Annotated in this window: 18 protein-coding genes; 12 read left to right on the top strand and 6 right to left on the bottom strand. The window is 67.9% G+C overall.

Features of this window, described 5'->3' with window-relative positions; genetic code table 11:
• Positions 1-62 precede the first annotated feature (62 nt).
• Positions 63-1250: an acetyl-CoA C-acyltransferase gene (locus AX690_RS12850; RefSeq protein ID WP_066680012.1), complete on the bottom strand. Its 1188-nt coding sequence runs from the start codon at positions 1248-1250 to the stop codon at positions 63-65.
• A 231-nt stretch (positions 1251-1481) separates the two neighbouring features.
• Between AX690_RS12850 and AX690_RS12845 the strand changes: the two genes are divergently transcribed.
• Both AX690_RS12845 and AX690_RS12840 read left to right on the top strand, forming a co-directional pair.
• Positions 1482-1982 carry a helix-turn-helix domain-containing protein gene (locus tag AX690_RS12845; RefSeq protein WP_066680014.1) on the top strand — a complete coding sequence of 167 codons (501 nt, stop codon included), beginning with the start codon at positions 1482-1484 and terminating at the stop codon, positions 1980-1982.
• A complete protein-coding gene (locus AX690_RS12840; protein WP_066680015.1) occupies positions 1979-2194 on the top strand; it encodes a hypothetical protein in 216 nt (71 codons plus the stop codon). The genes AX690_RS12845 and AX690_RS12840 overlap by 4 nt, the downstream gene beginning before the upstream one ends.
• Here AX690_RS12840 and AX690_RS23350 read toward each other — a convergent pair.
• Genes AX690_RS23350 through flgK form a run of 5 tightly spaced genes read right to left on the bottom strand, consistent with a single transcriptional unit; the run spans position 2191 to position 7145 of the window.
• The gene (locus AX690_RS23350; RefSeq protein ID WP_197426858.1) at positions 2191-2337 is read right to left on the bottom strand and encodes a hypothetical protein; all 147 of its coding nucleotides are present in this window, start codon (positions 2335-2337) and stop codon (positions 2191-2193) included. The two genes, AX690_RS12840 and AX690_RS23350, sit on opposite strands and share 4 nt — an antisense overlap.
• A complete protein-coding gene (locus AX690_RS12835) occupies positions 2334-2783 on the bottom strand; it encodes a hypothetical protein (protein WP_066680016.1) in 450 nt (149 codons plus the stop codon). The genes AX690_RS23350 and AX690_RS12835 overlap by 4 nt, the downstream gene beginning before the upstream one ends.
• Before the next feature lie 58 nt (positions 2784-2841).
• On the bottom strand, positions 2842-4062 hold the full coding sequence (gene mnmA / locus AX690_RS12830) for a tRNA 2-thiouridine(34) synthase MnmA (RefSeq protein ID WP_082769642.1): 1221 nt from the start codon (positions 4060-4062) through the stop codon (positions 2842-2844).
• A gap of 44 nt (positions 4063-4106) precedes the next feature.
• The gene (locus tag AX690_RS12825; RefSeq protein ID WP_066680019.1) at positions 4107-5030 is read right to left on the bottom strand and encodes a flagellin; all 924 of its coding nucleotides are present in this window, start codon (positions 5028-5030) and stop codon (positions 4107-4109) included.
• Positions 5031-5033: 3 nt separating this feature from the next.
• The gene (gene flgK / locus AX690_RS12820) at positions 5034-7145 is read right to left on the bottom strand and encodes a flagellar hook-associated protein FlgK (protein WP_066680020.1); all 2112 of its coding nucleotides are present in this window, start codon (positions 7143-7145) and stop codon (positions 5034-5036) included.
• A 368-nt stretch (positions 7146-7513) separates the two neighbouring features.
• Here flgK and AX690_RS24265 point away from each other — a divergent pair, with 368 nt between their 5' ends.
• From AX690_RS24265 to flhA, 10 genes are all read left to right on the top strand, one after another.
• Entirely contained in the window at positions 7514-9379 is a 1866-nt protein-coding gene (locus AX690_RS24265; protein ID WP_369798211.1) for a flagellar hook-length control protein FliK, read from the top strand.
• Between the two features lie 9 nt (positions 9380-9388).
• A complete protein-coding gene (locus AX690_RS12810; RefSeq protein WP_066687198.1) occupies positions 9389-10108 on the top strand; it encodes a flagellar hook assembly protein FlgD in 720 nt (239 codons plus the stop codon).
• A 119-nt stretch (positions 10109-10227) separates the two neighbouring features.
• Positions 10228-11994, top strand: coding sequence for a flagellar hook protein FlgE (flgE, locus tag AX690_RS12805; RefSeq protein ID WP_066687201.1), 1767 nt, complete (start codon positions 10228-10230; stop codon positions 11992-11994).
• A 167-nt stretch (positions 11995-12161) separates the two neighbouring features.
• Positions 12162-12443: a CtrA inhibitor SciP gene (sciP, locus tag AX690_RS12800; protein WP_013080463.1), complete on the top strand. Its 282-nt coding sequence runs from the start codon at positions 12162-12164 to the stop codon at positions 12441-12443.
• Between the two features lie 265 nt (positions 12444-12708).
• Positions 12709-14358 carry a flagellar basal-body MS-ring/collar protein FliF gene (fliF, locus tag AX690_RS12795; RefSeq protein ID WP_066687203.1) on the top strand — a complete coding sequence of 550 codons (1650 nt, stop codon included), beginning with the start codon at positions 12709-12711 and terminating at the stop codon, positions 14356-14358.
• A gap of 5 nt (positions 14359-14363) precedes the next feature.
• On the top strand, positions 14364-15380 hold the full coding sequence (gene fliG, locus AX690_RS12790; protein WP_066687205.1) for a flagellar motor switch protein FliG: 1017 nt from the start codon (positions 14364-14366) through the stop codon (positions 15378-15380).
• Between the two features lie 10 nt (positions 15381-15390).
• The gene (locus tag AX690_RS12785; RefSeq protein ID WP_066687208.1) at positions 15391-16029 is read left to right on the top strand and encodes a flagellar assembly protein FliH; all 639 of its coding nucleotides are present in this window, start codon (positions 15391-15393) and stop codon (positions 16027-16029) included.
• Between the two features lie 15 nt (positions 16030-16044).
• Entirely contained in the window at positions 16045-16377 is a 333-nt protein-coding gene (gene fliN / locus AX690_RS12780; protein WP_013080459.1) for a flagellar motor switch protein FliN, read from the top strand.
• 67 nt (positions 16378-16444) lie between these two features.
• Positions 16445-17812, top strand: coding sequence for a sigma-54-dependent transcriptional regulator FlbD (flbD, locus tag AX690_RS12775; RefSeq protein ID WP_066687211.1), 1368 nt, complete (start codon positions 16445-16447; stop codon positions 17810-17812).
• A 137-nt stretch (positions 17813-17949) separates the two neighbouring features.
• On the top strand, positions 17950-20055 hold the full coding sequence (flhA, locus tag AX690_RS12770; protein ID WP_066687213.1) for a flagellar biosynthesis protein FlhA: 2106 nt from the start codon (positions 17950-17952) through the stop codon (positions 20053-20055).
• The last annotated feature ends 160 nt before the right edge of the window (positions 20056-20215 follow it).

Here is a 20215-nt window from a genome sequence, read left to right as displayed (position 1 = left end):
TAGCCCCCTCAGTCGCTCCGCGACAGCTCCCCCGCATCGCGGGGGAGCATCTTCACGAGCTTTCAAACCAGCTCCACCGCCATCGCCGTGGCCTCGCCGCCGCCGATGCACAAGGACGCCAGCCCCTTCTTGCCGCCACGCGCCTGGAGGGCCGCGATCAGGGTGCAGAGGATGCGCGCGCCCGAGGCGCCGATCGGGTGGCCCAAGGCGCAGGCGCCGCCGTTGACGTTCAGCTTGTCGTCGGGAATGCCGAGCTCCTGCTGGGCGATCATCGCCACGACGGCGAAGGCCTCGTTGACCTCGAAGAGATCCACGTCCTCGACGCTCCAGCCGGCCTTCTTCAGCGCCTTCTTCATGGCCGGAACGGGGGCGGTGGTGAAGAGACCCGGCTCGTGGGCGTGGGCGGCGTGGCCGGCGACGCGGGCGACGATCGGCAGACCCAGGGTCTTGGCGACGCTCTCACGCGTCATGACTAGGGCCGCCGCGCCGTCGCTGATCGAGGAGCTGTTGGCCGCCGTGATGCCGCCGTCGCGGGCGAAGGCCGGACGCAGGGTCGGGATCTTGGCCGGATCGGCCTTCAGCGGCTGCTCGTCGGTGTCGACGACCTCGGTCCCCTTGCGGGTGGCGACGCTGACCGGCGTGATCTCGCCCTTGAAGGCCCCGGTCTCGATCGCGGTCTTGGCCTTGGCCAGACCCTTGGTCGCGTAGGCGTCCATCGCCTCGCGGGTGAACTGGTATTGGGCGGCCGTGTCCTCGGCGAAGGCGCCCATCAGCTTGCCGGGCGTGTAGGCGTCTTCCAGACCGTCCAGGTACATGGAGTCCCAGATCTGGTCGTGGCCGATGCGGGCGCCGCCGCGGTGCTTGGCCATCAGGTACGGCGCGCCGGTCATGCTCTCCATGCCGCCGGCGACCACCAGGTCGACCGAGCCCGCCGCCAGGGCGTCGTGGGCCATGATCGCGGCCTGCATGCCGCTGCCGCACATCTTGTTGACCGTGGTCGCCTCGATCGAAAGGGGCAGGCCCGCGCCGAGCGCCGCCTGGCGGGCCGGCGCCTGGCCAAGACCGGCCGGCAGCACGCAGCCCATGATGATCTGCTCGACCTTGTCGCCCGCCACCCCGGCGCGCTCGATCGCGGCCTTCACCGCCGTCGCGCCCAGTTCGGTGGCTTTCACCCCGCCCAGCGCGCCCTGGAAGCCGCCCATCGGCGTGCGGGCGTAGGAGACGATGACGACGGGATCGGCGGCGGACATGACTTGCTCCCTGGAAGGCTTTTGAGGCGGGATAGGCCCTCATCAGCGCATCTCGCGCAAGGGGCTTGCGAGATCGTGATGGGAAAGGGGCGAGCGGCCGTTGGTGGACGCCAGAGGCCGCTCGCCAGTTCGCAATAACCGAGAGAGTCAATTGCGAATAAAAACCTACATTGGTTCATCTTCAAACGCAACGCTCTTGCTTTCCCTCGCGGAACGCCGCACCCTCAGTTCATGGGTCGAACCGCTGACTACACCAACGAACGCTGCTCGGTCGCCGCCACCCTGGAGGTCGTGGGCGACCCGTGGACCTTGCTGATCCTCCGCGACGCCTTCGCCGGGGTGAAGCGGTTCGAGCAGTGGCAGGAGCGGCTGGGCGTCGCCCGCAACGTGTTGGCCGCGCGTCTGAAGAGCCTGGTCGGCCACGGCGTCATGGAAACCCGCCGCTACTCTGAGCGGCCGCCGCGCCATGAATATTGGCTGACCGAGAAGGGCCTGGCGCTGTCGCCCGTGCTGCTGACCATGGCGGAGTGGGGCGATCGCCACGTCTATGGCCGCGACAACTCGCCCGTCCTGTTCACCCACAAGGGCTGCGGATGCGCCTTCCATCCGGTCCTGGCCTGCGAAGCTTGCGGCGAGGTGGTGGGGCGGCGCGACCTGGAGCGCACGTCGCGTCAGGCCGATAGCCTGACCGTCGGCGAGGCTCTGGAAGCGGCCAACATGGCGGCGGAGTGAGCTACCGCTTTCACGTCCACCTGACAAAGCCGGCCTATCGACTGGTGATCGCCGAAGGCGCGGGCTTTCCCGCCGGGGCGCATGAAGAAGACTGGCGTCACACCTTCACGCGGGAGCGCGAGGATACCGCCGCGGACGTCGCCCGGCTTGTGGACGACACCGGCTACTGCCTCTTCAAGATCGGCCTGACTCTCGACGAGATAGGCGACTAGTCCGCCACGCCGCCGCGCAAGGGGTCTTCGCCGGTCAGTTCCTTGATGTGCTGGCGCTGGCGGCGGACGCCTTCGGCCGTGACCTTGGCGGGCTTGGGCGGTTCCGGCGCCTTCGGCGCTGGAGCCTTCTCCGGCTTGATCATTTCGCGCCTCGCACCACCCACTGGGCCGCGCCGACCGTCAGGGCGTCCTCAACGAGGCCTGTCGGCGTCTGGCCCCAGCGACGCAGCGCCCTCATTCGGACGTCGAAGGTGACGTACGCGGCCGCGACCGCCGCGCCGGCGCCCAGGGCCGCGCCCAGCACCAGTTGCTTCCGCGGCGCCAGGGCCGCGCCGGACAGGCCGCCGGCCAGCAGGCGGGCGGCGATGCCGGCGGGCACGATGCGGTCCGGCGCCGACTTCAGCTTGTCGCCCCACAGCTCGCCCGCCGCCAGGGCCTTGGAGCCGACGGAGAACAGGGGGTGGGCCAGCAGGCGCACGGCCGGATTGGTTTCGCTCAGATGGCCGCCGCGAGCCGCTTCGCTGACCGTGGCCAGCGGCGTCAGGGCGCGGGAGCCGGCCGAAAGGCCGATGAGCAGGGATCGAAGCATGCGGGTCCTCCAGGGCGTGTCGCTTGCACAACCCCGGAGCCCGTCTTTCGATCCTCGATCAGGCCGTCGTCAGGTCCATCGCCCGCACCGCCCGGGCGATGAAGCCGCCGCCCAGCACGCGTTCGGGATCGGCGGGATCGTAGAGCACGCAGGCCTGGCCCGGCGCCACGCCTTCTTCCGTCCCGTCGAAGGCCACCGCGACCTCGCCGTCCATCAGGGTCAGGCGGCCGGCGACCGGTTCGCGCGTCGAGCGGACGCGGGCCAGCACCGACTGGCCCTCTTCGGCGGCGGCCGCCAGATCGTCCTGGCCGCCCAGCCAGTTGGTTTCCTTCAGCGTCAGGGCGGCCGTCAGCAGCGCCTCGCGCGGGCCGACGATCACCTGGCGCTTGTCGGCGTCGATGCGGACCACGAACAGCGGATCGCCGACGGCGACGTTCAGGCCTCGGCGCTGGCCGATCGTGTAGCGGGTCACGCCCTCGTGGCGGCCCAGCACGCGACCGTCCAGGTGCACGATGTCGCCGGCCTCCGCCCCTTGCGGACGGATGCGGTCGATCACGGTCGTGTACTTGCCCTCGGGCACGAAGCAGATGTCCTGGCTGTCGGGCTTGTCGGCGATCGACAGGCCCAGGCCCGCAGCGACGGCGCGAACGGTCGGCTTGTCCATGCCGCCCAGCGGAAAGCGCAGGAAATCCAGCTGCTCGCGCGTGGTGGCGAACAGGAAATAGCTCTGGTCCTTGGCCGGGTCTGCGGCGCGGCGCAGTTGCGGACGGTTGGTCCCAGCCGGCATGCCACGTTGGACGTAGTGGCCGGTGGCCATGGCTTCGGCCCCGAGGTCGCGGGCGACATCCAGCAGGTCGCGGAACTTGACCGTCTGGTTGCAGCGGACGCACGGGATCGGCGTCTCGCCGCGGAGATAGGCGTCGGCGAAGTCCTCGATGACCTGCTCGCGGAAGCGGCTCTCGTAGTCGAGCACGTAGTGCGGGATGCCGATGCGCTCGGCGGCCATGCGGGCGTCCAGGATGTCCTGGCCGGCGCAGCAGGCGCCCTTGCGCGAGATCGCCGCGCCGTGATCGTAGAGCTGCAGGGTGACGCCGACGACGTCATAGCCGGCGCGAGCCAGCAGGGCGGCCGTGACGGTCGAGTCCACCCCGCCTGACATGGCCGCGACGATCCGGGTCCCTTCGGGCAGGCCGACGGCGGCGCGCGCCTGCTCCACGGCGCGGGCGATCAGGGCGTCGGCGTCTGCGGCGTCGGTCTTGGTCAGAAACTCGGCGGTCATCGCCGCCATATAGCGGCGGAACGGCGGATTTGCGAGGTTTCGACCTATTTCAGGATGTTCAGCAGCGACGACTGCTGCAGGCTGCTGAACACTTGGGCCGAGGCCTGGACGGCCAGCTTGGCCGACTCCAGCCGGGTCACCGCGTCCGCCATGTCGACGTCGACGATCTCGCCGACCATGCCGGTCAGGGTGTCGGCCTGGTTCTGCAAGTCGGTCTGGGCGGTTTCGAAGCGCTTCTGGGTGACGCCGTTCTTGCCCTGGACGTCGATAACGCCCGCATAGGCGGCGTCGAACGTTGGCAGAAGGCCCTTCAGGAAGGTCACCTGGGCGTCGTTCAGCTTGCCGGTGAACGGCCCGTTGGCGTCGACATAGGCCTGAACCTGCTTGAACGCGTCGAAGACCGGCACGCCGAAGGCGTCGCCGAGCACGCCGGTCTTGGCGTTTGTCTGTTCGTCGACACGGTTGGTGGCGATGTACTGGTCGTTGTTGAACAGCGACGCCGTCGTGGGCGCCAGGGTCAGGTCGCTCATGCTGGTGGCAGAGGTGGTCTGGGTGTCGGTCTTGGCGCCAGAGAACACGTAAAGGCCGTTCGACTTGGTGTTCAGGCCCTGCACGACGTCGCCGAAGGCCGCCTGAAGCTGCTGCATCAGTGTCTGGGCGCTGCCCGAAGCCAGGGCGTTGGCGATGGCTTCGCGGGCGGCCTTGGTGGAGTCCGCGACCTTGCCAAGACCGGTGTCCTGCATCTGCAGCCGATTGGTCACCAGCTTCGTTTGGTCGATCAGGCCGTCGAGCCGCGCCTGGGTGCTGCGCATGGCGGTCAGCATCTCGGCGTTCTTGGCGTAGCCTTTCAGGTCGGTGGCGACTTTCTGGCTGGAAACCTGGTTGCCGACGTCGCTCTGGCGGATCTGGGCCCGCATCAGGTTGGACGTCATGACGTTGTAATTCTGGACGGTGGAGACCCGGGTCATGGCTTACCTCACAAGTCCGGTCAGAATGTCGTACATGTCCTTGGTCGCCTGGATCAGACGAGCCGAGGCGTTGAACGCCTGCTGGTAGGTGGTCAGGTTGATCAGTTCCTCATCGAGGTTCACGCCCTCTTCGGACTGGCGCTGGCTATCGACTTCGGAGGCGACCGCTTCGGCGGAGTCCTTGCGGCTTTCGGCGGTGTTGGCCTTGCGGGCGATGGCGCCGCTGAAGTCGGCCGCGTAGCGCGAGACGCTCATGGTCGCGGGCGTGGCGTCGCCGGCCGCCGAGAAGTTGGTGACGGTGTCGCCCGACTTCGCCAGGGCCAGGGCGCCCCGGCCGTCGCCGATCGCCAGGGCGGCGGCGGCGCCGACGGCCTGGGTCAGGTCCAGCTTGGCGAAGGGCAGCAGTGTTGGGTTCTGGTCCATCGCCGTGCTGACGAAGAACTTCTCGCCCCGGGTGCTGCGCTCGGCCGGGCCCACGCCGAACAGTTGGCTGACCGAAGGGCCGCCGACGCCGCGCTCGGTGGTGTCGCCCACAACGGACATGGTCACCGGCGTGGTGGTGTTCGAGGTGAAGGTCATCTGGCCCTTGGCGTTCAGCGTGAACTGGCCATAGAGCCCTACGCCCGAGGCGCGCGAGTTCAGCGCGTCGAGCAGGTTCTGCACGGTGCCGCCGACCGGGGCGTCGACGATGACGTCGCGGATCCGACCGCCTTCGACGTCCGTCAGGCGGATGGTCATGGTGCCGGAGGTGAAGCCGTGCGGGTCCGCCGCGGTCAGGCCCGTCTCGTAGGGCGAGTAGCCGTTGGTGCGGATGATGTCGTTCAGGCCGAAATAATGGCTGAAGCCCTTGCCGGCCTTGTCCGATGGCGTGGTCGCGTCGTCCGCGACCGCGACGCCCAGGCCGCCGAGCCCCGACAGGTTGAGAGCGCCGCCCGAGAATCCGACCGCGCCCATGCCGCCCATGGCGGTGTTCAGTTGGGTCATGAAGTTGGCGGGGGTGAAGGCCGGACCGGCCGCGCCGTTGATGCTCATGGTTCCGGCGTCGAAGTCGATGTCGACCCGGCGCTGGATCACGCCGCTGCTGTCGGTCAGGGCGATCGTCGTCTTGCCGGTGAAGCCGGTGATCGCCGCCTGGGGGTCCAGGCCGGTGTCGCGGCCGTTCAGGGTGGTCGGCGCCGGCACGGCGGAGGCGGCGTTGGCCGCCCTGTTGATCTCCTCGGCCGCGCGCGAGGTGAATTCGCCCAGCTGGTCGGACAGATTGACCAGCTCGGTGTTGCGCACCTCCATCAGGCCCCTGATCTCGCCGCTGGAGATATTAAGGGGGGTCGGCATCACCGAACCGTTGGCCAGCTGAACCGTCAGATAGCCGGTGGCCGTGGGCGAGGTCTGGTAGGTCACCTTGGCCGCGCCGTCGCCCGCCAGCGGCAGGCCCTCGGTCGATCGGACGACCACGCCGCCCATGGTGCGCGGCGTGACCTGCACGTTCATCAGCTTCGACAGCTCGTCGACCAGGCCGCTCTGTACGTTCTCGGCGCCCGTCGCGTCGGCGCCCGCGACCTTGGCGCGGGTGATGTCGGTGTTGAGGCCGTCGATCTGGCTGAGCAGGTCGTTGACGCGATCCACGTCCCCGGAAATGCGCGTGTCGGCGTCCTTGCCAAGCTTGGAGATCGACGAGGTGATGCGGCTCGACTCGCTGAGGAATTCATCCACGCGCGTAAGGGCCTGGGTCCGCAGCAGCGAGGAGGAGGGGTCATCCTGCGCCTTGGAGAAGGCGGTGAAGATGTCGTCCAGGCGCGAGAAGAAGCTGGTGTCGCCCGTCGGGTCCCCGAACAGCTGCTGCACATTGTTCAGCGCCTGGGCGACCACGGTCGCGCGGCTGCTGTCCGAGGCGGCGTTCAGGCTGGCCGTCGTCAGGAAGCGATCCGTCGCGCGCTTGATGGCGTCGATGCTGACGCCCACGCCCATGCCGTTGGACAGCATGTTCGACTGGGAGATCGTCTTGCGGACGTAGCCCTTGGTGTTGACGTTGGCGATGTTGTCGGACGTGATGCGCAGGCCCGTCTGGGCCGCCATCATGCCGGACGTCGCCGTGCCCATGATCGAGTTCAGCGACATGCGATCGATCCTTTCAGCTCGGCAAACCGCGCAACGCACGACGCGTCCTTGCCCGGCGAAACTTGCCGGGGCGGGGTGGGGATCAGGGTCCCGATATATGCCAAGCCATTGAATTTCATGGCGAAGTGTTCCGTGGGTCGGATATTCGACGAGATGTCATGCGCAAGGAGGGCGCCAAGTCGGGGCGCGACCCGCCGACGCGGCAACTCCGGTCCTCAAGCCCCCGTCGAACTGGGCAAAAAGCGCCGCTCAAGGGCGATCCTGGGATCGTAAACGAGCGATTAACTTCAATAAAAACAGTGCCTTGAGGGTTCTTTTCCGAGTTGGCCCAACCATTGCTGGGGAGGAGCGGCAAAGGCGCGTTCGTCATGGACCGCCGCCCAACCGAGCTTCGACTGCGAATGACCGCGATCGCCGCGCCCACCGCCGCTCTACCCGCCGCGCCGACCCCGGCCGTCGGCGCCAAGTCGGCCAATGACGGCTTCGACGCCCTGATGGCCATCGCCGGCCGCAAGGACGACACGCCCGCTCCCCGTGCTCCGGCTCGCGCAGAGTCCAAGAGCGACGTCCGCGAAGACGACGCCCGTTCCTCCAAGTCGACGGACCGCCCCGCCAAGGTCGACTCCAAGGCCGCTGACCGCGCTGCCGACCGCGCTGATGATCGGGCCGACGCGGTCCAGGACGCCCGCGCCGATAAGGCCGACAAGGCGGATCAAGCCGCCGACAAGGTCGCCGCCAAGGCCGACGACAAGGCGGACGCGGCCGCCGATCACGCCGAAGCCAAGGCCGACAAGACCGACGCCAAAGCTGATCAGGCCGCCGCCGTGGTCGTTGGCCAGGACGTCGCCCAGATCGACGCCGCGGCCCAGGCCGCCGCCGCCGCGGCTCTGATCGCCGCGATGGCCGCGCCCATGCAAGCGCCAGTCCAGACCCAGCCGCTGGCGGAGACCGCCGAGCCGGTCGTCGAGACGCCCGCCGTCACGACGGAAGCCGCGCCCGTCTTCGCCGCCGTGGCCGAGGCCGCCGTCGAAACGCCGACCCTGGCTAAGCCCGCCGAACAGGCCGCCCCGACGGCCGCCCAGGCTTCGGCTCCCGCGCCGGCGACGGCCGAGGACGTCGCCAAGGTCGCGACCGCCGCCGCGGCGCCCGCCGAGGGCGTCGCCGTTGACGCGGCCGCGCTCGAGGCCTTCGCCAAGCTCGCCTCGGACGATGCTGCGCCGACGATCGCCGTCGCCGACCAACCCGCCGCTGACGCGCCGGCCGCCACGGCGACGCCGGCCAAGACGGCCGAAGCCTCCAAGTCGCCGGTCGAGGCCCTCAAGGTCGCCGTCGCCCAAGCTTCTGTTCCCGCGCCTGCCGCGGTCGCCGCGCCGACCGTCCCCGCGGTGACGGCCAAAGCCGCTCCGGTCGCCGCCGAGGCCGCCGTCGCGGCCCAGGTCGTCGCCGAGGCGACCGAGGCCCCCGAGGCGGCTCCGGTCGCCAAGCCCGTCGAGCCAGCCAAGGCCGCGACGCCACAGCAGGTCCAGGCCCAGGCCGCCGGCGCCATTCCGGTGGAGACGGCCCAGGCCGTGACGGCGACGGCCGGCGCCGACGCCTCCAGCGGCGGGAACGCCGGCGGCGACGCCAAGACGCCGAACGCGGCCAACGCCGTCGTGGTCGAAGCGCCGGCTCAGGTCAGCGCGCCGGCCCCCACGATCGCGCCGCCGCCCGTTGCGGCCGCGCCGATCGCCTCCGCCTCGGCCCAGGCCGCCGCTCCCGCGCCGGTCCGGGGCTCGCCCGAGACCGTCGCGGCCTTGTCGGCCGAGATCGTCAAGAAGGCCGACGCCAAGACCACGCGATTCGACGTCGCCCTGACGCCGGACGGCCTGGGCAAGGTCGACGTGCGCATCGAGATCGCCCGCGACGGGGCCCTGACCGCCTCCATGCGGTTCGACACCGCCCACGCGGCGCAGGAGCTGCGCAACAAGGCGGGCGAACTGCGCCAGGCCCTGGCAGACGCCGGCTTCAACGTTGCCGACAACGCTCTTTCGTTCGACGTCTCCAGCCAGAACAACGGCCAGAATCCCAACGCCTTCTTCGCCTTCGACGGTTGGAACGACCAGGGCCAGCGCGCCTTCCAAGGGCGCGCGTTCCAGGCCGCCATGACCGCCGAGGAAGAGATCGTCGTCACCCCCTCCGACCTGCTGCCCGGCCTGAAGACGGCCGCCGACAGCGGCCTGGACATCCGGATCTAGGACAAGCCCATGGCGATGCCCGTCTCTTCGCAGAGCACCTCCTCGGTTCTTGACCGTATCAACAACGGCAAGAAGTCGGTGGCGAGCAACACGGAAACCTTCCTGAAGCTGCTGACGACGCAGCTGAAGAACCAGGATCCGCTGTCGCCGACCGACACGACGCAGATGACCCAGCAGATCACCCAGATGACCGGCGTCGAGCAGCAGCTGGTCACCAACGACCTGCTGGCGGCCCTGGTCGGCATGAACACCGGCACGGGTCTGTCGGAAGGCGTGTCGATGATCGGCAAGCAGGTCACCGCCACGACCGACACCTCGACCCTCAAGAACGGCAAGGCGACCTTCTCCTGGACCCAGGCGGGCGGCTCGACCTCGCTCACGGTCGAGATCAAGAACGCCGCCGGCAAGGTGGTCCGCACCCTGAAGCCGGATGACCAGAAGAGCGGCAACCACACCATCACGTGGGACGGCAAGGACGACGCCGGGGTCCAGCTGGACAACGGCGGGGTCTACACGATCAAGGTCACGGCCAAGGGCGCCGACGCCAAGGACATCAAGGTCACGAACATCAAGGGCCGGAGCGAGGGTGTCGTCACCGCCGTCGACAACTCCACCGGCCAGGCCAAGGTCATCATCGATGGCCAGGCCATTCCCATCGACAACGTCATCGGCATCACCGCCGCGGCGACCACAACCACCAGCGACCAGACGACCCCCAAGGCCGCCTGATCAAACGATCGACAGGGCGTCAGAACGACGCCGACGCGATCCTCGGAAGACGGTCTTCCCCGGGATCCAAACGCAAACCGCGCTGAACCCTCGAACCCTTTCAACGCAGGATTACCGTTATGAGCATCAACAGCGCCATGCTCGCCGGCGTTTCCGGTCTGGTCGCCAACTCCTCGGCCCTGGCCGCGATCTCGGACAACATCGCCAACGTCAACACGGTCGGCTACAAGCGCTCCAGCGCGAACTTCTCGACCCTGGTCACCTCCGGTTCGAAGAACCAGACCTACAGCGCCGGCGGCGTGAAGGCCCAGACCCACCAGTTCATCAGCCAGCAGGGCCTGACCCAGTCGACGACCTCGAACCTCGACCTGTCGATCTCGGGCGCGGGTTTCTTCGTCGCCACTGAAAAGCCCGAGAACCTGGCCGCGACGGACACCCGCTCGTTCACTCGCGCCGGCTCGTTCCAGCTGGACAGCCTGGGCTACCTGCGCAACGACGCCGGTCTCTATCTGCAGGGCTGGCTGGCCGATCCGGTCACCGGCGCGATCACGCCCGATCCGTCGGACCTGATGCAGCTGTCGTCGATCAACGTCGGCACCGTCGGCGGCACGGCCGAAAAGACGACCCGCGTCGGCATCAACGCCAACCTGCGCTCGGAGCAGCCGGTGGCGGCCGCCGTGTCGTACAAGGTGGGCACCGCGGGCAACCCGTCGTTCACCAATATCCCGACCGTTCCGGCCACCACGCCCAGGTCCTTCGACGTCGTCTACAGCTCGACCGGCCTCGCCAATCCCGCCGCCTCGGGCAACAATGAGTACCAGGTCGACGTCAAGGAAAACGGCGTGGTGATCGCCACCGGCATCGTCGGCTACGACGCCGCCGGCAATATCGCGAGCTCGACCCTGAAGCCCAAGGCGCTCGCAGCGCCCACCTCGCCGCTGACCGACGTCGACATCGACACCAGCGGCACCGTCGTGTCGCTGGCGGCCCTGGGCATCACCACCGACGCCGACGCCAAGGTCGGCAAGCTGTATGATCCGTCGACCTGGTCGATGTCGGACTACGCCAAGGACAACACCAAGGGCGTCAAGCCGGACTTCGAGATCCAGATCCCGCTGTCGGACTCCAAGGGCGGCCAGCGCACCGTCACCCTGTCGCTGCTGAAGGCCCCGGGCCCGAACCAGTGGTACGCCGAACTGCGCGCCAAGCCGGGCGACCTCGCCAATAACGGCAACGGCCAGATCAGCACCGGCATCGTCGAGTTCACGACCGATGGTAAACTGAAGAGCACCGGCGGCCTGTTTGGCACCACCGTTCCGACCTCGATCACGATCCAGGCCTCGGGCACGCCGTTGGTCGTCCAACCCGCCCCGCCCGCCGCGCCGCTGCCGCAGCCGCCGGTCTGGGCCGACGGCCTGGGCATCGACACCCAAGACGTCCAGATCGACCTGGCCAGCGCCGCCGGCGGCCTGACCCAGTACAACAGCCAGTCGGTCGTCCAGTCGGTGAACACCAATGGTACGGCCTTCGGCAACCTGACCAACATCGAGGTCGACGAGGACGGCTACGTCTCGGCGATCTTCGACAACGGCGTCACCCGCCGGATCGCCCAGGTGGCGGTCGCGACCTTCTCGAACCCGAACGGCCTGAAGGGGGTTAACGGCAACGCCTATCGCGTCACCAACGAGAGCGGCACCTATAGCCTTAAGGCTCCGGGTCAGGGCGGGGCTGGTGCGCTGGCGCCTTCTACTCTGGAAGCTTCGACCGTCGACCTCTCGACCGAGTTTACCGGCCTGATCACCACGCAACGTGCTTACTCCGCCTCGTCGAAGATCATCACGACCGCAGATCAGATGCTCGAGGAGCTCCTGAATATTAAGCGATAATCACGGGGTTTAACTTTCTTTAATACTCGTGTCTCACGTTGAGACACGAAGGAGTGCTGAGAGCCATCTTGTTTAGGCCTTTCTTTACTATTGGAATTAAGCCGCTGTTATTGGGCGGCGCCTATAGTGGCCTCCAACAGTGATGGTTGTGGGAAAGGCGTAAAGCCATGTTGCAGCAGCAGCGCACGAACAGCCGGGGTGAGAAGTATGTGATCGGGCCCACCGGCGCGCCGCTCACCCTGTCCGATTTGCCGCCGCCGGAGACCCAGCGTTGGGTCATCCGTCGCAAGGCCGAGGTCGTGGCCGCCGTTCGCGGGGGCCTGCTCTCGCTGGACGAGGCTTGCGATCGCTACAAGCTGACCAACGAGGAGTTCCTCGCTTGGCAGCAGTCGATTGATCGGCACGGGATGGCGGGCCTGCGGACCACGCGGATCCAGCAGTACCGTTAATAGGGAGCAGGGGGTGCGTCGCCTTGATCGTCCCTGCCGACATCGAAAGCCCTGAAAGCCTTGCGCCGAAAGGGTTTGACGACGTTCAGCGGCCGCGCCCGAAAGGGCGCGGCCGCGACGTTTTGGCACCTCCTGGTGGCGCTTCCCCCGCCAAATATAAACGCCTCGTTTACCTTATACTGGGTAAATCCTGCCTACCGACGCGCGCTTGGTTCGCGTTCGTCGGGCGTCCCCGTTGGGGCCGTTGATCAGGGGATGGGGCTTCGTGGAAAGCTTTCTGGGTTCGATTCAGAGGTTCGGCGTCGGTCGGTTGGCCGCGATGCTGGGCGTCGGCGCCGGCGTCATCGCCGTGCTGGTGGCCCTCATCATGTTCATGGGCAAGGAGCCCAATGAGCTGCTCTATTCGAACCTCGACCTGAAAGAGGCCTCGGAAGTCACCCAGGCCCTGAGCCAGGCGGGCATCAAGTACGAGACCAAGGGCGATGGCTCGACCATCATGGTGCCGCGCGACAAGGTCGCCAGCGCCCGCCTGATGGTCGCCGGCAAGGGGCTCGTGAGCTCCGGTTCGATCGGCTACGAGATTTTCGACGGCGGCAACGCCCTCGGCCAGACCGACTTCGTCCAGCAGCTGAACCGTCAGCGCGCCCTGCAGGGCGAGCTGGAGCGCACGATCAAGGCGATGCAGGGCGTCAATAGCGTCCGCGTCCATCTGGTGCTGCCCAAGCGCCAGCTGTTCGAGGAAGACGCCGAGCAGCCCTCGGCGGCCGTCACGATCGGGGTCGGCTCGCGCGAGCCGTCGTCCGACATGGTCCACGCCATCCAGAACCTGGTCTCGTCGGCGGTGCCGAACATGAAGGCCGAAAAGGTCGCGGTCATCGATCAGCACGGCAAGACGCTGTCGGCGCCCAGCGACGAGAGCCTGGCCGGCAAGGAGGCCCAGGACCGCAAGACCGAGGCCGAGCAGCGCATCGCCAAGACCGTCAAGGACATGATCGAAGGCGTGCTTGGCCCGGGCAAGGCCCGTGTCAACGTCACCGCCGATCTCGACCTGAACCGCGTCACGACCCAGGAAGAGCGCTTCGATCCGGACGGTCAGGTCGTCCGCTCGGAAAGCACCAACGAGTCGAACAGCCAGGAAAACAAGAACGAGGACAATTCGGGCGCGACGGCGACGGCCAATGTGCCGGGCCAGGGCGCGAATGGCTTCCAGCAGCTGGGCTCTCGCGCCGGCGCCAATGAAAGCGTCACCAACTACGAGATCTCCAAGTCGGTGAAGACCACCGTCCAGGAGCCGGGCGCGATCAAGAAGGTCGCGGTCGCGGTCGCCATCGACGGCGTCACGGCGCCCCCCGGCAAGGACGGCAAGCCCGGCGCCTACACGCCGCGATCGGCCCAGGAAATCCAGCAGATCGAGGATCTGGTGAAGACCGCCGTCGGCTTCGACGCCGCCCGGGGCGACCAGGTCAAGGTCACCAACATCAAGTTCCCGCAACCCGAGGACCAGGGTCTGGAGAAACAAGGCCTGCTGTCGGGCTTCGACAAGAACGACATCATGCGCGCCGGCGAGCTGGGCGTCCTGGGTATCGTGGCGATCCTGATCCTGCTGTTCGCGGTCCGCCCCTTCATCAAGAACCTGGCCGAGCCCAACGTCGTGGCGGCCCTGCCCGGCCCCGGCCAGCCGGTGACGCGGATGGTCACCCTGTCGGACGGCACGCAGCAGCAGGTCGTGGTCGACGAGAGCGGCGAGCCCCTGGCCATCGCCGGTCCGGTCAGCGACATCGATCAGCGGATCGACATCGCCAAGATCGAGGGCCAAGTGAAGGCTTCGTCCATCAAGCGTGTGTCGGAGTTTGTCGAAAAGCACCCCGAAGAGTCGGTCGCGATCCTGCGCAACTGGCTGCATGAGTCGAGCTGACGGCCATGAAAGTCGCGGTCAACGACGTCAAGAAGCTCTCGGGGCCTGAAAAGGCGGCCATCGTGCTGCTCGCCTTGGGCGAAGAGCACACCCGCATCTGGGAAGCGCTCGACGACGAGGAAATCAAGGAAGTCTCGCAGGCCATGGCGGGCCTGGGCACGGTCTCGGCCTCGGTGGTCGAAGATCTGCTGGTCGAGTTCGTGTCGGGCATGAGCTCGACCGGCGCGATCATGGGCTCGTACGAGCAGACCCAGCGCCTGCTGGCCTCCTTCATGCCGGCCGACAAGGTCGAGCAGCTGATGGAGGAAATCCGCGGTCCGGCCGGTCGGACGATGTGGGACAAGCTCGGCAACGTGAACGAGGCCGTGCTCGCCAACTATCTGAAGAACGAATACCCGCAGACCGTCGCGGTGGTTCTTTCGAAGGTGAAGAGCGACCACGCCGCCCGCGTGCTGGCCTGCCTGCCCGAAGACTTCGCCCTGGAATGCGTGACGCGGATGCTGCGCATGGAGCCTGTGCAGCGCGAAATCCTCGACAAGATCGAGATGACGCTGCGCACCGAATTCATGTCGAACCTGGCGCGCACCTCCAAGCGCGACAGCCACGAGATGATGGCCGAGATCTTCAACAACTTCGACCGTCAGACCGAGGCCCGCTTCATCGCCGCCCTGGAAGAGCGCAACCGCGAAGCGGCCGAGCGCATCCGGGCGCTGATGTTCGTGTTCGAGGACCTGTCGAAGCTGGACCCCGGCGGCATCCAGACCCTGCTGCGCGCCACGCCCAAGGAGCAGCTGGCCCTGGCGTTGAAGGGCGCCTCGGACAAGCTCCGGGACATGTTCTTCTCGAACATGTCCGAGCGCGCGGCCAAGATCATGCGCGAGGACATGGACAGCATGGGCCCCGTGCGCCTGAAGGACGTCGACGCCGCCCAGGTGGGCATGGTCCAAGTCGCCAAGGACCTCGCCGCCAAGGGCGAGATCATGCTGGCCGGCTCGGGCAGCGAAGACGAACTGATCTACTGAGGCGGATGGCATGATCGACACCCCTCATCGCAAATTCGCCTTCGACACGGTCTTCGACGACCGCGGCGGCGTCGCCTACGAAGCGCCCAAGGTGAAGAAGAACTTCACGTTGGAAGAGGTCGAGGCCGCCAAGGCCCAGGCCTATGCCGAGGGCGAACGCTCGGCCGTGGCCCGCGCCGAGCAGGAGGCCGCCATGGCCCTGGGCGACATCGCCGGCCTGGTGCGCGAAGCCTTCGACGCCCTGACCCACGTGGCCCACGAGCACCGCGAGGGCGCGGCCATGCTGGCCCTCGCATGCGGCCGCAAGATCGCCGATGCGGCCCTGACGCACTTTCCCGAGGCGCCGGTCACGGCCGCGCTGGAGGCCCTGGCCCGCGAGGTCGAGGCCCAGCCGCGGATCTTCATCCGCGTCGCGCCCGAGATGGAGGAGCGTATCCAGCAGGCGCTGGAAACCGTGGCGGCCCAGATCGGCTATCAGGGCCAGATCGTGGCTCGCGCCGACGGCGCCATGGCCCCCGCCGCTTTCACCTTCGACTGGGGCGAGGGCCGCGCGGCCTTCGATCCCGAAGGCGCCGCCCAACGTGTCACCGAAGCGCTGGAGGCGGCGATCGCCGCCGAAGGCCTCCACGCCGAACCCATGTTCTCATAAGCAAGGCTGATCCCCATGGCCGAAGACAACCTCACCCTCGACGAATTCGGCGGCTCGATGCTGGCCTCCGAAATGCCGGTCGAGATCGCCGACAAGACCGCCTCCGACCTGGCGCCGGTCTTCGACGTTCCGGTCAACATCTCGGCGGTGCTGGGCCGCGCCCACATGTCGGTGGCGCAACTGCTGCAGCTGGGCCAGGGCTCGATCCTGGAGCTGGACCGCAAGGTCGGCGAGGCGATCGACATCTACGTCAACAACCGCCTGGTGGCCCGTGGCGAGGTCGTCGTCGTCGACGAGCGCCTGGGCGTGACCATGACGGAAATCATCAAGGACGGCGACCAGAACTAAGGTTCTGAACGCCAAGGAAATTCTGGGATTTGGGTCCTTCCCTCGGAAGGGCTGGGGAGAGTAAGAGATGCGGCTTCTGGTCGTCGGAAAACTGAACGGGCAGCTCTCGGTCGCCGTGAAGATGGCGATGAACGCGGGGGCCAAGGTCTCGCACGTCGAAACGACGGAGCAGGCGACCAATGCTCTGAGGGCGGGGCAGGGCGCCGACCTGATGATGGTCGATTACGCCCTCGACATCGCCGGCCTGATCGCCGCCAACGAAGCCGAGCGGATCCGCGTGCCGGTGGTGGCCTGCGGCGTCGACGCCGATCCGATGCGCGCCGCCGCGGCCATCAAGGCCGGCGCCAAGGAGTTCATCCCGCTCCCGCCGGACGCCGAGCTGATCGCCGCCGTCCTGGCCGCCGTCACCGACGACGAGCGCCCGATGGTGGTCCGCGACCCGGCCATGGAGCAGGTCATCAAGCTGGCCGACCAGGTCGCCCCGTCCGACGCCTCGATCCTGATCACCGGGGAGAGCGGCTCGGGTAAGGAGGTCATGGCGCGCTACGTCCACGGCAAGTCCCGCCGGGCCAAGGCGCCGTTCATCAGCGTCAACTGCGCCGCCATTCCCGAGAACCTGCTGGAAAGCGAGCTGTTCGGCCACGAGAAGGGCGCCTTCACCGGCGCCATGGCCCGCCGCATCGGCAAGTTCGAGGAAGCCAACGGCGGCACCCTGCTGCTGGACGAAATCAGCGAGATGGACGCCCGCCTGCAGGCCAAGCTGCTGCGCGCCATCCAGGAGCGCGAGATCGACCGCGTCGGCGGCGCCAAGCCGGTCAAGGTGGATATCCGCATCCTGGCCACCTCCAACCGCGACCTGGCCCAGGCCGTGAAGGACGGTACGTTCCGCGAAGACCTGCTCTATCGCCTGAACGTCGTGAACCTGCGCCTGCCGCCGCTGCGCGAGCGGCCGGCCGACGTGCTGAGCCTGTGCGAGTTCTTCGTGAAGAAGTACTCGGCCGCCAACGGCATTCCGGAAAAGCCGATCTCGGCCGAAGCCAAGCGCCGCCTGGTGGCCCACCGCTGGCCGGGCAACGTCCGCGAGCTGGAGAACGCCATGCACCGCGCGGTGCTGCTGTCGACCGGCCCGGAGATCGAGGAGTTCGCGATCCGCCTGCCCGACGGCCAGCCGATGGCCCCGGCGCCGGACGTGGCGGTCGCCCGCGGCGCCCAGATGGCCGCCGACGCGGTCTCGCGCACCTTCGTCGGCTCGACGGTGGCCGAGGTCGAGCAGAAGCTGATCATCGACACCCTGGAGCACTGCCTGGGCAACCGCACCCACGCGGCCAACATCCTGGGGATCTCGATCCGCACCCTGCGCAACAAGCTGAAGGAATATTCCGACGCCGGCGTGCCGGTGCCGCCGCCCCAGGGCGGGGTCGGCGCCGCCGCCTGAAGCAGAGGCGATACGCCGCGGCGCCGCGACCATCGGTCTGGCGCCGAACATGGCTAATTTTCATTAAGGATGTGGCGGCGGACCGCAAATCGCTTCACTCGCTGGTCCGCTAGACCTTCACCGTTCCAAGGTTCCGAATGGCCGACGCCGCCGCCCCCACAGCCGCTCGATCCGTTCCCAGCGCCAAGTCGCTGGTTGACGGATTCATGCGCGGCGAGATGGGCCTGGCCCTGGGCGTCGTCGGCATCATCGTCCTGCTGATCCTGCCGGTTCCGTCGTTCCTGCTGGACCTGCTGCTGGCCATTTCGCTGACAGGATCGGTGCTGATCCTGATGACGGCGATCCTGATCAAGAAGCCGCTGGAATTCACCTCGTTCCCGACCGTGCTGCTGGTCGCGACGCTGTACCGGTTGGGCCTCAACATCGCCTCGACCCGCCTGATCCTCGGCCATGGCCAGGAAGGCACGGGCGGCGCGGGCGCGGTGATCGAGGCCTTCGGTCACCTGATGATGCAGGGCAACTTCGTCATCGGGGTGATCGTCTTCATCATCCTGATCGTCGTGAACTTCATGGTCGTGACCAAGGGTTCGGGCCGGATCGCCGAAGTGGCGGCCCGCTTCACCCTGGACTCCATGCCCGGCAAGCAGATGGCCATCGACGCCGACCTGTCGACCGGCCTGATCGACCAGGAAGGCGCCAAGCTGCGCCGCAAGGAGCTGGAGCAGGAAAGCACGTTCTTCGGGGCCATGGACGGCGCCAGCAAGTTCGTGAAGGGCGACGCGATCGCCGGCCTGATCATCACGGCGATCAACATCATCGGCGGCATCATCATCGGCGTCGTGCAGCACAAGCTGCCGATCGGCGAGGCCGCCTCGACCTACACCATCATGACCATCGGCGACGGCCTGGTCAGCCAGATCCCGGCCCTGGTCATCTCGATCGCCGCCGGCATGGTCGTCTCCAAGGCCGGCGTCGAAGGCTCGGCCGACAAGGCCCTGACCACCCAGCTGGCGATGAACCCGGTCGGCCTGGGCATGGTCTCGGCCTCGGCCGGCGTCATGGCCCTGATCCCGGGCATGCCGATCATCCCGTTCGCCGCGGTGGCGGTGGGGGCGGGCATGCTGGCCTACAAGCGCATCCAGGACGCCAAGGCGCCCGCTCAGATAGACCCCGCCGCCCTCGAGGCGGCCGCGCCCACCGAGGCCGAGGAGGAGCCGATCAGCGCCTCCCTCGCGATCGACGACGTCAAGATCGAGCTGGGCTACGGCCTGCTGACCCTGATCAACGACCTGGACGGCCGCAAGCTGACCGACCAAATCCGCGCCCTGCGCAAGACCCTGGCCAGCGAGTACGGCTTCGTCATGCCGCCGGTCCGTATCCTGGACAACATGCGCCTGGCCAACCAGGGCTACGCCATCCGGATCAAGGAGATGGAAGCGGGCGCTGGCGAGGTGCGGCTGGGCATGCTGATGTGCATGGACCCGCGCGGCGGCCAGGTCGAGCTGCCGGGCGAGCACGTGCGCGAGCCCGCCTTCGGCCTGCCGGCCACCTGGATCGCCGACGACCTGCGCGAGGAGGCCACCTTCCGCGGCTATACGGTCGTCGATCCGGCCACGGTGCTGACCACGCACCTGACCGAGATCCTCAAGGAGAACATGGCCGACCTGCTCTCCTACGCCGAGGTCCAGAAGCTGCTGAAGGAACTGCCCGAGGCGCAACGCAAGCTGGTCGACGACCTGATCCCGGGCACGGCCACCGCGACCACCGTCCAGCGCGTGCTGCAATCGCTGCTGCGCGAGCGGGTCTCGATCCGCGACCTGCCGCAGATCCTGGAAGGCATCGGCGAGGCCGCCCCGCATACGGCGTCCGTCACCCAGCTGGTCGAGCAAGTCCGCGCGCGCCTGGCCCGCCAGCTGTGCTGGGCCAATCGCGGCGACGACGGCGCCCTGCCGATCATCACCCTGTCGGCCGACTGGGAGCAGGCCTTCGCCGAAAGCCTGATCGGCCCCGGCGACGACAAGCAGCTGGCCCTGCCGCCCTCGCGCCTGCAGGACTTCATCCGCGGCGTGCGCGACGCCTTCGAACGCGCGGCCCTGGCCGGCGAGGCGCCGGTGCTGCTGACCAGCCCGGGCGTGCGCCCCTATGTCCGCTCGATCATCGAGCGCTTCCGCGGCCAGACCGTGGTGATGAGCCAGAACGAGATCCACCCCCGCGCGCGTCTGCGCACCGTGGGGATGGTGTAGGGGCTGAAGCGGCGCCCCGATCTGACATTTCCTCCAAGCCGACCTCCCCGGCGAATGCCGGGGCCCAGATTTATCCGGAGCGGCTGGGGATGACGCGACATCGCTTTCCCCCTCCGTCGGCTTCGCCGACACCTCCCCCGCTGGGGGGAGGATTTGGTCC

Origin of the sequence: Caulobacter sp. CCH9-E1 (assembly GCF_001556515.1) — a bacterium.
Lineage (GTDB): Bacteria > Pseudomonadota > Alphaproteobacteria > Caulobacterales > Caulobacteraceae > Caulobacter.
The sequence above is the reverse complement of the archived record's forward strand: the minus strand, read 5'-3'. Positions and strand labels throughout refer to the sequence as shown.